The following is a 14058-nucleotide window of genomic DNA, read 5'->3' as shown; positions in this document are numbered from 1 at the left end:
CGTGCCTATCGAGGTGGTCAAGGGCCCATGCGACTGAACGTTGCCAGACGTTCGCAAACCAAGTCCTGCAGGCTATTGGCCAACGGGGTCGGCGCAGTATAGTTGTTGGCAATGATGGCAAAGGCCAGCTCCTCTTGATCGGCGGTGCGGACATAGCCTGAGAGGCTGCGCACGTGGCCGATGAAGCCGGTCTTGGCGCGCACGTTGTTCTCTGCTGCGGTGCCGCGCATGCGGCTGCGGATGGTCCCGTCCACACCTGCAATCGGCAGGGAGTCGTAGAAGAAAGTGCCGGTGGCGTGGCGGCGCATCCCGCGCAACAAGGCCACCACCGCCATGGGTGTGACCATATCCAGACGCGAGAGCCCAGATCCGTCCACCATGTTGATGACCTCCGGGTCAACGCCGAAACCGGTCACCACTTCTTTGACCACCTCCGCGCCATGGGCAGCGTCGCCGGTCCCCTTGCACTCGGCCCCCAACGTGCGAAGGAGCAATTCAGCATACAGGTTCTGGCTCACTTTGTTGATGGTCGTGACCAGTTCGCTCAAGGGCGGAGAGGTGTAGGTGGCCAGCACCCGGAAACAGGCGGGGTCTGGTGTGAACCCCGGCAGAGAGTCGATGTCAATGGCTCTTCCTTCCACTGCAATCCCCTGGTCGATCAAGGTCTGGCGGAAAACGTGTGCGGCAAAAAGGGTAGGGTTCTCCACCGAAAACCATTCCCTGATTTCGCCGGCATCGATGGCGATGCTGCCGCGGACCGTGACGCGATTGGTGCCCGGGGCGCGGTCGAACGTCACTCCTTCGGCGCGCCCTTTGGCCGCCGTTGTCACCAGGCAGTTCACCTGCACATAGTCGGTGGCTGGCTCCAGGCGGAACTGCACCGGCTTTCCCACGCTATCGCCGGGGGTGAAGATGATGTCCATGCAGTTGTCGTTGAACGACAGAGCACTGATCTGCGCGGCGTAGAAGTCTGACTGATAGTCCCACGACCAACCCCTGCCCAGGATCTCATCTGCGAAGTAGTTGTCGTCGCCGATGATGTCCCCACTTACCCTGCGAATTCTCTGCCGGCGCAGGCTGTCCGCCCAGGCTTGAAACACGGCAAGCATGTTGCCGCCGTGGTACCGCCCGGTGATGCTCGGGTCGCCGCTCCCTTTGATGAGCAGCGGGCCCTCCAGCACGCCCTCGCGCACGCTTCCCGTAGTCAAGAGTGCAGTGCGGTGGCGGAACTCCGGCGAGAGCTTGACCAGGGCAGCTGCAGTGGTGAAGAGCTTCATGTTGGAGGCAGGCATGAACTCTTTGCCCTCGTTGCGCAGGTAGAGGTACTCGCCGTTGCGCAACGATTGGATGGCCACGCCCCAGTGAGCGTTTGCGAAGGCGCGGTCGCTGAACAAATAGTCCAACTCCGTCCGCAGGTGGTCGACCGCATTGGTGGGTTTGGCCCGCTGCAACGATGGCGCACAGCCAATTGCCACCAACAGGAGCACAGCAGCCAAAAGGGGGGTCTTCCATCCAAAGCGCATGCGCATAGTCATCCTCCGGCAAGGTAAGCTCTTCACTGAGACGGTGCCCGTGGAGTAACGCCCAAACCGGGTCGCTCAGGCAAAAGGAGCGTGCCGTCGCGCAGTGTCACGCCTTCATACGGATCTTCGGCCAGGAGGAGATGGCCGTCCAAGTCCACATAGTCCACCAGTGACGCAAGATGCGCTGCCGCGGTGATGCCCACGGAGCTTTCGATCATGCAGCCCAGCATCACTTTGAGGCCGTGACGGCGCGCCAGGCGGATCATCTGGAGCGCCTCGCGCAGCCCACCGCACTTGCTCAACTTGATGTTGATGCCATCAAAGACGCCGGCCAGTCCAGGGATATCGGCGGCGACGCGGCTGCTTTCGTCGGCGATGAGGGGCAGAGTCACGCGTTCCCGCAACCAGCGCATGGCTGCCAAATTGCCGGCAGGGAGGGGTTGCTCCACAAGCTCTACGCCTTTGTCCTCAAGCCACCTGATGGTCGCCGCGGCCTGCTCCGGTGTCCACCCCTCGTTGGCATCCACGCGCAACGGTTTGTCGGTCAGTTGCCGCACCACCTCGACGATGGCATAGTCGTCGCGTGAGCCCAGCTTGACCTTGAGGATGCGGTACGGCTGGGCCTCGCGGACTTTGCGGCGGATCTCCTCAGGCGCAGCAATTCCCAAGGTGAAAGAGGTTGGCGGTATGGGCCCGGGCACGATACCCAGCACCTGGTAAAGGGGCTTGTCTTGCTGCTTGGCCCAAAGGTCAAGGAAGGCCATCTCTAAGGCGGCGCGCGCAGCGAGGCTCTCCACCGGGAGCCCCGGCAGGGCCGCCAGGGCTGCCTCAGGTGAGGGGTGCTCTTGCAGCACCACGGCGGCCCTCGCCACCTCGGCGATGCCGCGCTCCACCGACTCGCCGGAGCGCGGCGAGGGGGCGCCCTCGCCCACGCCGAGCAGACCGTCCCACTGGACCGTCACGTAAAAGTTTTCGCTCACATCTTCCGCGTGCCGCGCGATGCGGAATGTATGGCGCAGCGGCAAACGGACCGGGTACGCGGTGATTTTCATGCCGCTCCTGAGTTGAACCAACGCCTTATCAAGTTAGCCAAATGGGCCCAAATAATCAAGCGGTTTTTGCCCGCCTCGCGAACTACCCTGGAGTTGCGTGAACGGCAACGTCCATTGCCGGGCCGCTTTCAGCCCTTTTGACAATGATTGCCCTTCCCTGCGAGCTTACGCGCTCCCCTGGGCCTTCGCCGCACCACGAGGGTCAAATTCACCATTGATTGTATCGCCGATCTTCTGTACCTTTCTCCGGTCAGCAGAGGCAGCCATGCGTGGTGTGCTACCTTCACGCAAGCGCAAGAGGAGCTACAGTGGAAAATTCGTTTGATAGACTTGTTGCCATCATGGCGCAGTTGCGCGGGGAAAAGGGGTGTCCGTGGGATCGGCAGCAGACTCATCGTTCCCTCCGCCAATTCCTGCTCGAGGAGGCCTACGAGGTTCTGGAGGCCATTGACCAGGAGCGCTATGACGACCTCAAAGAAGAGCTGGGCGACCTGCTGCTGCAGGTGATATTCCACGCCCAGATTGCCGCCGAACAGGGGCGCTTCACCATCGAGGATGTCGTGCGGGGCATCAACGACAAGCTGGTGCGCCGGCATCCGCATGTGTTCGGCAATGCGGAAATCCGCACGGCAGAGGAGCAAACGGTGCACTGGGAGAATGCCAAGCAGGACGAGGGCAAAGAGTCGGTGGTGGACGGCGTGCCGCGCGAGCTTTCGGCGTTGCTGCGTGCCCATCGTGTGCAGAGCAAGGCCGCTACCATAGGCTTCGACTGGGAGAATGCCGAGCAGGTGTGGCCCAAGGTGGAAGAGGAGTTGGCCGAGCTGCGCCGCGCCTGCCAGCTTGGCGACCAGAAGAAGATCGAAGAAGAACTCGGCGACGTGCTCTTTTCGTTGGTCAATCTCTCGCGCTTCATCCGCGTCAACCCGGAGGACGCTCTGCGCGGCACCGTGGACAAGTTCGTGCGCCGCTTCAAGAAAGTAGAGCAAGAGCTCAAGGAGCGCGGTATCTGCCTCTGGGATGCGTCGTTGCAGGAGATGGACGAGGTCTGGGAGAGGGTCAAGCGCCAGGAAAGGTGATGGCCGGGAGATCCCCTCTGGGCAGAAGCCTTTGACTTCTTCCGGGTCTCAACGCTGCTTTTGCCCCGACAGCTCAGCAAATGCCTCTGCTAAGGTGGCGCAGGTGTTCTCCAAGGCGTCGGGCACCACTTTGGTGTGGCCGAGGATGGGCATGTAGTTGGTGTCCCCTACCCAGCGCGGGACCACGTGGCAGTGGAGGTGGTCCTCCACGCCAGCTCCAGCTGCCTTGCCAAGGTTGAAGCCGATATTGAAACCCTGCGGTTTCAGCGTCACGGTCAGGGCCCGGGTGCTTTGGGCAATTAGGGCCATCATTTCCCCTTGCTCCTCGGCAGTAAGCTCGGCCAGGTCCGCCACGTGGCGGTAGGGCACCACCATCAAGTGGCCGTTGTTGTAGGGGTAGTAGTTGAGGATGACGAAGCAGTGCGCGCCGCGATAGGGGATGAGGTTGCGGCGGTCATCGCTCTGGCGCGGCTTGGTGCAGAAGATGCAGCCACGCGGCTTGGTCGCCTTGATGTATTCCATCCGCCACGGTGCCCATAGCGTGTCCATATCCGAGCCTCCGGTGCAAAAGGAGGGGGCGAGGACTCTCTCCTCGCCCCCGCGCTGGGTATCTGTTCTTGCGCTGTTCCTACTTGGAGCGCTCTCGTTCTCGCTCGGCCTTCGCCTCTTCGACGACTCTTGCCTCCAGCTCCTTTGGCAGCGGCTCATAATGTGAAAAGGAGCGGGAATAGGTGGCACGACCTTGGGTGATGGAGCGCAAGGTGGAGGCGTACTTGTGCAGCTCCGTCAGTGGCACCTTAGCCCGCACGATCTGGTAGTGTCCTGCCGAGTCCATGCCCAGGATGCGCCCGCGCCGACTGGAGAGGTCGCCCATGACCTCGCCCATGTTCTCCTCGGGAACCTTCACCTCGATGTCGTAGATGGGCTCCAGGAGAATCGGCTTTGCGTTGAGAAAGGCCATCTTGAAGACCTCGCGGCCGGCAATCTGGAAGGCGATATCCTTGGAGTCCACCGGATGTTCCTTGCCATCGTAGACAATCGCCTTGACGTCCACGATCTTGTAGCCGGCCAACGCGCCCTCTTCCAGCACCTGGCGTACACCCTTTTCCACCGAGGGAATGAACACCGAGGAGATGGCGCCGCCCACCACTTGGTTCTCGAACTCAAACCCGGCGCCGCGCGGCAAAGGTTCCACCTTCATCCACACTTCCGCGAACTGGCCAGCCCCGCCAGTCTGTTTCTTGTGGCGGTACTTCTCATCGGCTTTGCCGGTGATGGTCTCGCGGTAGGGGATGCGTGGCTTCTGCACGTCCACGTCGACCCCGAATTTCTCCTTGAGCCGCTTGATAATCACGTCCAGGTGCAGCTCTCCTTGCCCGGAGAGGATGGTCTGCCGGAGCTCGGGGTTCACCTCCACGGTGAAGCTGGGGTCTTCATCGCGGAGCGCCTGCAGTCCGTTGGAAATCTTCTCCTCGTCGCCCTTGCTCTTCGGGACGATGGCCACCTCGGTGACCGGCGCCGGAAAGACGATGCCCGGCAGCAGCATGGGATCTTTCTTGGCAGTGAGACAGTCGCCTGTATGGGTATTGCGCAGCTTGACCAAGGCGCCGCAGTCGCCAGCCACCAGTGCGCCCACCTCTTTACGTGTCTTGCCGTTCATGGCGTAAATTTGGCCAATCTTTTCGGTGGAGCCATTGGTGGCGTTCAGCACCTCCTCGCCCATCTTCAGCGTCCCGGTGTAAACCCGTACCAGGGAGAGCTCCCCCAGGTGTGCCTCTGCCACGGTCTTGAACACCAAAGCAGCCAGTGGTGCTGCCGGGTCCACCGGTGGTGTGCACTCCTGACCAGTGCCCGGCACTGTTCCCCGCACCGGCGAGAGGTCGGCCGGAGACGGGCAGTAAGTGGCGAGAAAGTCCAGCAGGAGGTGCGTGCCGATGTTCTTGGTGGCGGCGCCGCACAGCACCGGGGCCAAGGCGCCTTTGAGGATGCCGGACTTTAGCCCCTTGGCAAACTCCTCTGCCGAGAGGGAGCCCTTCTCGAAGTAACTCTCCAGGATGGCGTCGTCGCACTCGGCCACCATTTCCACTAACTTTTCGCGCAGGCCATCAGCCTTGCTCTTCAGCTCCGCCGGGATCTCTGCGGTGGTATACTTGCCGCTGCCGTCGGTGCTGAACGTGACCAGCTTCATGTGCACCAAGTCGACGATCGTCCTGAACTCCACCCCTTCACCTACGGGGAATTGGAGCACCGTCACGTTGTGTCGGAACCTCTCCTGCAGGGCCGCCACTGTCTTTTCGAAATTGGCGTGCTCTTTGTCCTCCCGGTTCACAAAGAAAAGATGCGGTGTTCCCTGCTTGGTGATGACCTCCATGACGTTCTCGGTGCCGACGGCAATGCCCGATACGGCATCGACCAAGACTACGGCCAGGTCGGCCACCCGCAGGGCGCTCACTGCGTCGCCGAAGAAATCCGCATAGCCTGGGGCGTCGATGATGTTGACCTTGACGTCCTTCCAATGGCAGTGCATGAGTGAGGCGCTTATGGAGATCTTCCGCTCGATTTCGTCTGCCTGGTAGTCGGAGACTGTCGAGCCGTCTTCGACGGTGCCCATACGGGAGATCTCTCCTGCAGAGAAGAGGATGGCCTCAGCCAGCGAGGTCTTGCCTACGCCGCCATGGGCCACAAGAGCGATATTCCGCAGGTCTTTGCTGGTAATCTCTTTCACCCTTATCTCCTTGTTGCTGTGATAGGTCAGATGCGCGTCGGACTATCCGGCGCGCCGCTATTTGCCTTGACTGCTGCTTGCCGCCAACCGCAGCCTGAGTACCCGCCCCGTGGGGGTTTTGGGCAGGCTTTGATGAAACTGCACAGTCTTGGGCCGCTTGTAGACCTCCAGGTGCTCTGCGCAGAAGGCGATGAGCTCGTCGGCAGTAGCAGTGGCTCCTGGCTTCAGCGCCACGTGCAGTTTCACCTCCTGGCCCTGCACAGGGTCGGGCACGCCAACCGCAGCCGCTTCAGCCACGGCCGGATGCCCCAACGCCACCTGCTCGATTTCGTGGGGATAAATATGGAACCCACCTTTGCAGATGACCTCCTTCTTGCGGGCAATCACGTAGAAGTAATGATCGGCATCCGCCATGCCGATGTCGCCCGTGTGCAGCCACCCCGCTTTCAGCGTCCTGGCGGTCTCTTCCGGACGGTTCAGGTAGCTCTTCATCACATTCGGCCCTCTCACCACGATCTCGCCATGCTCGCCCGGGCGCAGAGGCCTGTTGTCACTGTCGACGATGTTGAGCTCCACGCCCAACATGGGTAGCCCCACCGAGCCAGGTTTCCGCTCGCGATCCAAGCGATTGCTGGTGACGATGCCGGCTGCTTCGGTTAACCCGTAGCCCGCAAGGACCAAGGTTTGGGCGAAACGTTCCTCGAATTGCTGCCGAAGCTCCTCGGACAGGGGTGAGCCCGAGGTAAGGCAGTACTTCAGCGACGACAGGTCGTCCGTCTGCTGGGCAGTGGCCAGCAAGGCCTGGAGCATGCCCGGCGCTGCGGCCATGCAGGTGACCTGGTTGTGAGCGATGGAGTTGAGGATCTCGCGGGGCCGGAAGCGATGGTGAATGACAAGCTGCGCGCCCGCATCAATGGTGGCATTCATCGCCGCCGTCTGGGCGAACGGGTGGTAGAGCGGCAGCACGGCCATAATCCGGTCTTTCGGCGAAAAGAGCAGCATGGTGCGGCACATGTTGGCTGCCGAGACCAGGTTGGCGTGGGTCAGTTCCACACCTAAGGGCGGACCCGTGGTCCCGGCCGTGTAGATGATAGCCGCAGTGTCTTCTTCCTGCACCTGGGCCGGCTTCTCGTCAGCCGAAGATTGGGCGATCAAGTGCGTCAGGCTCTGCGCGTCGGCCGGTATGCGCTCACCGAGGAAAACCAGCCGCACGGGTTGCGGGAGGGAAGAGGTCGCCGCAAGCACCGTGTTTTTGAATCCACCCCAGGCAATCACCACCTGCGCTCCGCTGTCGACCAGCACCTGGTGGAGCTCCTCGCGCCCCAAAAGTATGTTCAGTGGCACCACTACCGCGCCCGCCCAGAGCGCCCCGAAGTAACTGATGACAAAGTGGGGCAAATTGGGCAGCAGCAAAGCCACGCGCGAACCCGGTTGCACGCCCAGCCCCTTGAGCCCCTTTGCTAAGCGCCGGACTGCCTCCTCGAGGCGCCCGTACTCGATGCGGTGCTCATTGAAGACTATGGCCGTGGCCTCTGTCTGTCTTTGCGCAGTGTTCTGAAAAAGACCGGTCAGTGTCGGCACAGTACCTCCAGACCATCGCAGAGGAGCACTGTGAGGCTCTCTGTTGTCAACGTCCTGCCTGTTGGCGCGGATGCCTCCCATGCGGGCACGCCGCCCCGCGCAAGGCTCCTTAGTATAAAACAAAACAGGCAAATAGTCAAGGGGAAAATCGCCGCTGCCTGCGACTCTGGCTGCGCGGGCCACTGGCTGCTCCAGGCGCGAGTTTCTGCGGGCGCACCATGTTGGTCACGACGTGCCCAGGAAGTGAACAGAGCAAGGGCCCGGGCACTCGTGGCTGGCGGGTGTCTTAGATTTGCACATCCTAAGACCTGAACAACGAAAAAATTACAAATCGTTCACCGGGGCCGGAAATTCCTCTTGACTTTGTGCTGAGAAGCCATATATTTGGGTCGTGAAAATCGATATGTGGGTCACGAGGGCGTCCGGAGGTCAACATTTAGTGGGAGGTCGCGGGAAGAGCCAAGGCCACACAGACAGAGGTTAAGCCCGCAGATACCGAGCCAAGAATAGGGCGCGGTTCAATGCAGCAACTGTGCGGATGGGAGGTGGTTGTAGAGTGGGACGACATCTTCGGCGTACGCATTGAACCGCGCTTTTCTTTTCCTTCGCAGCCAGTACCACTTTTCCCGGCCGCGGTAGCCAGCCAGAATAACCAGCCGTGCCCGTAGTCTCCCGTTGCAGTCGTCTCGAAACTTTCGCTGCTCCGCGGGGGCGCTGCTTTCGCGCCTGGCCGCAAGACCGCCGCACCGCCCGTTTGTTATTCCCGTGGGCATAGAGTGTCTATCTGCTCGGCACGCTCATGGGACTACTTACCCTCCCGACCTTTCGAAGTTCTCTCCGCTTAGACAGTCCAAAGGGCACCCGCCGGGGGCAGGCTCTGTTTCGCCCGCTCTTGGTTGAGGGGCAGCTTCAGTTTTTGTTTGATTTTGACGGCAAAATGCGCTATATTGCCAGGCAAGCTGAGGCAAGGATTCAATAGTGGCGATATTGCAAGACATTACACTGGGGCGGTACTACCCGGCCGACTCGGTGGTGCACCGGCTGGACCCTCGTACCAAGTTGGTGGCGAGCGTCTTGTTGATGACCGGTCTGCTGCTGACAGACGCTCTGGCCGTGACCGCCATCTGGGGCGTCCTCACCTTTGCGGTCGTCCTGGCGGGGCGTTTGCCATTGCCGCTGGTGCTGCGCAACCTGCGCGCGTTTGTCTGGCTGTTCGTGCTCACGATGGTGGTCCATTCGCTCTTCACTGCGGGAAGCGTTTGGACAAGGCTCCCGGTGGTAGGGTGGACGGTGACCAGGGAAGGGGTGCGGAACGGCTTGCTGTACTCCTTTCGGCTTGCGGTGTTGGTGGTGATGGCCGCGCTTCTGACTCTTACCACCTCGCCCATTGAGATTACCGACGGCTTGGACAGGCTCATGCGACCGTTGCGGCGGGTCGGGGTGCCGGTGCACGAGTTGGCCATGATGATGTCGTTGGCCCTGCGCTTTGTGCCCACCCTGCTGGAGGAGGCTGATCGCCTGCAGAAGGCGCAGGTGTCGCGAGGGGCGAGTTTCGAGGGGCATTTGGTGCAGCGGGCGCAAAGCGTGCTGCCGCTCATCGTGCCCCTTTTCGTCTCTTCGTTTCGCAGGGCGGACGAGCTGGCCCTGGCCATGGACGCACGTTGCTATCGCGGCGGGGAGGGACGCACCTGCTACCGGTTGCTCCGCTTGCGGCCTATCGACTATGTGACCATGGCCGTGAGTGCGGCGCTGGTGGCCATCGCCGCGATTTTGTAGGGCGCAGATGACGCGGAACCTGAAGCTTGTCTTGGAATACGACGGCACCGACTTTTGTGGCTGGCAGCGGCAGCCAGGGGTGCGCACCGTGCAAGGGGAGCTGGAGCGAGTGCTTGAGCAGCTCCTGCAGCATCCGGTGAATGTGACCGCCGCCGGGCGAACAGACGTGGGTGTGCATGCGCAAGGGCAGGTGGTGAACTTTTTTACCGAGCGCCATATGCAGACAACTCGTCTGCTGCGCGGGCTCAACGCGCTCTTGCCACCGGATGTCCGCGCGCTGGAGGTAGAAGAGGTGCCGGCTGGCTTTCACGCGCGTTGCAGCGCACTGGCGCGCGTCTACCGTTACCGCATAGCCACTAGGCCGCGCGCCATCGGCAGGCAGCATGTCTGGCACTACCCGCGGCCCCTGGACTTGCAACTCATGCGCCGCGCATTGCAGCCCTTGCTGGGCGAACACGACTTTCGCTCCTTTTGCCGCGCAGAGGCCGAACTGCCCCACTACCGGTGTTGCATTGAAGAGGCGAGCTGGTCAGAGTGCCAGGACGAGCTGTGGTTGGACATTAGGGCAAACCGCTTTTTGCACGGCATGGTGCGCACCATCGTCGGCACGCTGGTGGAGGTTGGCCGGGGCAAGATTTCGGCGGAAAGCGTGGAGAAGATGTTGCAGGCGCGAAATCGTCGTGCGGCAGGGCCTACCGCGCCCGCGCAAGGGTTATGCCTCCTGCGCGTGGTCTACCCCGCGGACCTGACAGAGGAGGTTCTTGGTGAGGCACTCAACGGAACGGAGGAATCATGAAGCTATTCATCGACACGGCCAATGTCGCAGAAATCAAAGAGGCAGCCAGCCTCGGCATCTTGGATGGTGTGACCACCAACCCCACGCTCTTGGCGAAGGAAAAAGGGGACCCGAGGGAAATCTTGGCGCAGATTTGCGCCATCGTCAATGGGCCCATCAGCGCCGAGGTGGTAAGTCTGGATGCCGAGGGCATTGTCCGGGAAGGACGCGAGTTGGCGGCCATTCACGACAACATCTACGTGAAGATCCCGGCCACCACCGAGGGGCTGAAAGCGATCCGTCGTCTGCGCGCAGAGGGTATTCACACCAATGCCACCTTGGTGTTTAGCCCCATGCAGGCGCTCCTGGTGGCGAAGGCTGGCACTAACCTGGTCTCGCCCTTTGTCGGACGCCTGGACGACGTCAGTCACGTCGGCATGGACCTCATAAGCGACATCCTGACCATCTACGAGAACTATGGCTTTGATACCGAAGTGGTGGTGGCCAGCATCCGCCACCCGCTGCACGTGGTGGAGGCGGCCCTCATGGGAGCCCACGCGGCCACGGTGCCTTTCAAAGTCATCGAGCAGCTCATGAAGCATCCCTTGACCGACATCGGCATCGAGAGGTTCCTGCAGGACTGGGCCAAGGTGAAGAAGCAGTAGGGGGTGGTGCCCGCGCGGATGCGGTGAGAAGCCAGAAGGTGATGAAGAGGCAGCCCATGGCCGTCCCGGAACTCCACGACCTGACAGAATTCTTCAAGCTTTCGGCGGTATTGAACTATCGGCTCACTGCTCGTGGGCCGAACTGGAACGCCGTGCTGCGCACCATTCTCGGCAAGAAGCAGATGGATCCGGGCGCACGCGACGTTCTGCGTGCATTGCTGGATGCTCTGTACCGCATGTACGGCCAACAGCGGCGCCACCTCGGCTCACCGATGATCATCCATCCTCTGCGCGCGGCGGCAATGCTGGCGCGCGTCCTGGAAAGGCCGAACGTGTTGGATTTGAGCACCGTGCTCCTGCACGACCGATTCGAGGACGTGAGCCCCGAACAGTTCGCCGCGGCCGAATGGGCGGAGTTGGACCGCAAGTTCCAGGATCTCATCGGCTTGCTGCCTGAGGTGGAGCGGTGGTTCCTCATGGAACGGCTCCACTGGCTGACCAGGAGGCCCTCGGAGAGCTACTACCAGTACGTGGGACGGACGCTCACCGAGGCGGCAGCCACCCCGGAGGTCATCCGCATCAAGTTGGTGGACCGCCTGGACAACACCTTGGACATGCGCATCGACGTGGACGACCCCCTGGAGGAGGTCGACTTTTTCGAGACGGTGTTCCAGCTCCTTTTTGCCAACTACTACCGCGGCTACCACCCCGAAGAACCTCACCCGCCTCCCTCGGCTCTCAACGGTGCGCAACGTCTCTATCAGCTGTTCAAGAACACGGTGCTCATGTCCATTCTGCGGCAACGGGGCATGTGCCGGGACGATGAGCCGGCCCGCCAGTTGTTCGAAAACCTTGCCCACGCCAGCATGAAGGAGGCGCAGCGCATCATCCTCCACATCATCGCCTACCACCAGACTTCGGTACCGGAGGTGCGCAGGCTGATGATGGAGACGATGGACTATGTGCAGCATGGCGGGATCGATGCGGTGACGCTTCCCATGCCCGGTTCGCGGCCGGATGGGCTGTTCATGTCGCGTTTCGGCGATTCTGACCGGCGCCCTCTCGATGAGAAGCTCAGGGACCTCTACCAGGACAAGCCGCTGATGATCGAGGCGGCATTGGCCTTTATCGTCATCTTCCTCAGCTTTCTTGATGACCCGGAGTACTATGCGCGGCATCAACGAGCAAGGTATCCATCCTCAAAGGCCAACCGAGGGGCAGGGATAGACTCTGGCGCGCGTTGGCTGTGCAAGGGCTTGCGCGTAGGGGTGGCGCCGTCGGTTGCCACCACAGCGGTGCTTGGCCAGTCGGGCGTAACCGGGCAGTGAGCATGAAGCTGACCGTCTGGACTGGAGTGGAGGCCCTATGACAGCTCAGGCGCAGATGGTGGCGGTCTTTGTCGTCTATCTGGTGTTTCTCATGGGGTGGGGGCTGTACCAGGGGCGGAAGGTGAAGACGGGGCTGGACTTTACCATTGGCGGGCGGCGTCTTCCAGGATGGGTGGCTGCCCTTTCGGAGCGGGCCACGGGCGAATCTTCCTGGGCGCTGCTTGGCCTGCCGGGCTTTGCTTACGCGCAGGGGTTGACGAGCATCTGGACGGCCGTGGGCTGCGTTGCCGGCATCGTCGTGGCGTGGATGGCGCTGTCCTGGCGCCTGCGCGCTGAGGCAGAAACCTACCAGGCACGCACCTTTGCCGACTACTTAGCGCGTCGCCACGGCACCTTGCAGGGGGGCATCAGGGCGGTGGCAAGTCTCACAATCGTGTTCTTTTTCTTCTTCTACGTGGGCGCGCAATTCCTGGGCGGTGGCAAGGTGCTCTACACGCTTTTTCATCTCGATCCACGCTGGGGGATGCTGGTGACGGCGCTCATCATCACCCCCTATTGCGTGTACGGAGGTTTCCGTAGCGTGGTCTACACCGATGTTGTCCAGGCGCTCCTGATGATTGGCACTTTGGTCATTGGTCCGGTGGTGGGCATTGTTGCTATCTCTGGAAGGCCAGGGGCTTTTGCCTCGAGCATACCGGCTTCCCTCAGCGAGGCGGGTGCGGGATTTGGCTCCCTGACTGGTGCCGCAGGTGGTTTTGCCGCCGGGGTGGCAATCATGGGCGGCCTGTCGTGGTTCTTCGGCTACCTTGGCGGGATGCCCCAGCTTAGCCTCCGCTTCATGGCCATTCGTGACGCCGAGCAGGCTCGTCGCGCAAGGTGGGTGGGGCTGGTCTGGACGCTGCTCGCGTATGCCGGGGCCCTCAGCCTTGGCTGGGTTGGCCTGGCGCTCTTTGGGCCCAAGGGTCTGGCCGACCCGGAGTATGTGATGCCGGCGGTGTTGCGCACCATTCTGCCGGCACCGCTGGCCGCGCTGCTGACGGTCGGGGCAGTGGCGGCAATGATTTCCACTGCAGACTCTTTGCTGGTTGTCGCTTCCACCGAGCTGTCGGAAAACCTCTTGGGGCCTCTGTCCGGAAGGAGCCAAGCGGGCGAGGCAGGGTCGCTTCGCCAGGCGCGGCTGGTGACCGGCTGCTTGGCGGCTATTGCGCTGGTGGTGACCTACCTGACGCCCAGCACCCTCATCTACGACCTGGTGGGCTATGTCTGGGCCGGAGTCGGCGGCACTTTCTCGGTGGTGGTCCTGGCTACTTTGCTGAGCAAGCGCTTCCATGCACGGGCAGCGCTCATCACTATCGTGGCCGGGTTGGTGTTCACCGTGGTCTGGGTGCGTACCGGCATGGAGGAGCTCATCACGTCGCGGGTCATGACCTTCGCCGTCGCCGCCACGGTGGCGGCGACGGCTTCCCTCCTTGTGCCGCCGGCAACGGCTGCTCAGAGAGTGGCGTGAGCAGTTCCACCGCAGGTGTGGCGATGTCGGCCCTGCCCTTTGTACGCCAC

11 protein-coding genes are annotated in these 14058 nt (G+C 61.9%); 6 read left to right on the top strand and 5 right to left on the bottom strand.

What is annotated here, in order from left to right:
* Positions 1 to 17 precede the first annotated feature (17 nt).
* Both dacB and NUW13_14010 read right to left on the bottom strand, forming a co-directional pair.
* Positions 18 to 1529 carry a D-alanyl-D-alanine carboxypeptidase/D-alanyl-D-alanine-endopeptidase gene (gene dacB, locus NUW13_14015; GenBank protein MCR4440133.1) on the bottom strand — a complete coding sequence of 504 codons (1512 nt, stop codon included), beginning with the start codon at positions 1527 to 1529 and terminating at the stop codon, positions 18 to 20.
* A 26-nt stretch (positions 1530 to 1555) separates the two neighbouring features.
* Complete coding sequence (locus NUW13_14010; GenBank protein MCR4440132.1) at positions 1556 to 2575, bottom strand: dipeptide epimerase; 1020 nt, start codon at positions 2573 to 2575, stop codon at positions 1556 to 1558.
* Between the two features lie 308 nt (positions 2576 to 2883).
* Here NUW13_14010 and mazG point away from each other — a divergent pair, with 308 nt between their 5' ends.
* Positions 2884 to 3651 (top strand): nucleoside triphosphate pyrophosphohydrolase, encoded by a 768-nt coding sequence (mazG, locus tag NUW13_14005; GenBank protein MCR4440131.1) that lies wholly within the window; start codon positions 2884 to 2886, stop codon positions 3649 to 3651.
* Between the two features lie 48 nt (positions 3652 to 3699).
* Here mazG and NUW13_14000 read toward each other — a convergent pair whose 3' ends face one another.
* The 3 genes from NUW13_14000 to NUW13_13990 all read right to left on the bottom strand — a co-directional run bounded on the left by NUW13_14000 (position 3700) and on the right by NUW13_13990 (position 7957).
* Positions 3700 to 4200 (bottom strand): HIT domain-containing protein, encoded by a 501-nt coding sequence (locus NUW13_14000; GenBank protein ID MCR4440130.1) that lies wholly within the window; start codon positions 4198 to 4200, stop codon positions 3700 to 3702.
* Positions 4201 to 4279: 79 nt separating this feature from the next.
* Positions 4280 to 6376 (bottom strand): elongation factor G, encoded by a 2097-nt coding sequence (fusA, locus tag NUW13_13995; GenBank protein ID MCR4440129.1) that lies wholly within the window; start codon positions 6374 to 6376, stop codon positions 4280 to 4282.
* Between the two features lie 57 nt (positions 6377 to 6433).
* Positions 6434 to 7957, bottom strand: a complete 1524-nt coding sequence (locus NUW13_13990) for an AMP-binding protein (protein ID MCR4440128.1) — start codon at positions 7955 to 7957, stop codon at positions 6434 to 6436.
* A 978-nt stretch (positions 7958 to 8935) separates the two neighbouring features.
* Between NUW13_13990 and NUW13_13985 the strand changes: the two genes are divergently transcribed.
* The 5 genes from NUW13_13985 to NUW13_13965 are packed head-to-tail and all read left to right on the top strand — an operon-like array spanning position 8936 to position 14008.
* Complete coding sequence (locus tag NUW13_13985; GenBank protein MCR4440127.1) at positions 8936 to 9733, top strand: energy-coupling factor transporter transmembrane protein EcfT; 798 nt, start codon at positions 8936 to 8938, stop codon at positions 9731 to 9733.
* Between the two features lie 7 nt (positions 9734 to 9740).
* Positions 9741 to 10529 (top strand): tRNA pseudouridine(38-40) synthase TruA, encoded by a 789-nt coding sequence (truA, locus tag NUW13_13980; protein MCR4440126.1) that lies wholly within the window; start codon positions 9741 to 9743, stop codon positions 10527 to 10529.
* Positions 10526 to 11173: a fructose-6-phosphate aldolase gene (gene fsa / locus NUW13_13975; GenBank protein ID MCR4440125.1), complete on the top strand. Its 648-nt coding sequence runs from the start codon at positions 10526 to 10528 to the stop codon at positions 11171 to 11173. The genes truA and fsa overlap by 4 nt, the downstream gene beginning before the upstream one ends.
* A 38-nt stretch (positions 11174 to 11211) precedes the next feature.
* The gene (locus NUW13_13970) at positions 11212 to 12501 is read left to right on the top strand and encodes a hypothetical protein (GenBank protein MCR4440124.1); all 1290 of its coding nucleotides are present in this window, start codon (positions 11212 to 11214) and stop codon (positions 12499 to 12501) included.
* Between the two features lie 37 nt (positions 12502 to 12538).
* On the top strand, positions 12539 to 14008 hold the full coding sequence (locus NUW13_13965; protein ID MCR4440123.1) for a sodium/proline symporter: 1470 nt from the start codon (positions 12539 to 12541) through the stop codon (positions 14006 to 14008).
* Positions 14009 to 14058: the final 50 nt, after the last annotated feature.

Source organism: candidate division KSB1 bacterium (assembly GCA_024655945.1).
Classification (GTDB): Bacteria; Zhuqueibacterota; Zhuqueibacteria; order JANLFK01; family Oleimicrobiaceae; genus Oleimicrobium.
The sequence above is the reverse complement of the archived record's forward strand: the minus strand, read 5'-3'. Positions and strand labels throughout refer to the sequence as shown.

What these genes read in the sequence shown, in the direction of transcription:
- dacB (MCR4440133.1), bottom strand. Translation starts at nt 1,529, where the DNA reads ATGCGCATGCGCTTTGGATGGAAGACCCCCCTTTTGGCTGCTGTGCTC.
- NUW13_13965 (MCR4440123.1), top strand. Translation starts at nt 12,539, where the DNA reads ATGACAGCTCAGGCGCAGATGGTGGCGGTCTTTGTCGTCTATCTGGTG.
- NUW13_14010 (MCR4440132.1), bottom strand. Translation starts at nt 2,575, where the DNA reads ATGAAAATCACCGCGTACCCGGTCCGTTTGCCGCTGCGCCATACATTC.
- fsa (MCR4440125.1), top strand. Translation starts at nt 10,526, where the DNA reads ATGAAGCTATTCATCGACACGGCCAATGTCGCAGAAATCAAAGAGGCA.
- NUW13_14000 (MCR4440130.1), bottom strand. Translation starts at nt 4,200, where the DNA reads ATGGACACGCTATGGGCACCGTGGCGGATGGAATACATCAAGGCGACC.
- truA (MCR4440126.1), top strand. Translation starts at nt 9,741, where the DNA reads ATGACGCGGAACCTGAAGCTTGTCTTGGAATACGACGGCACCGACTTT.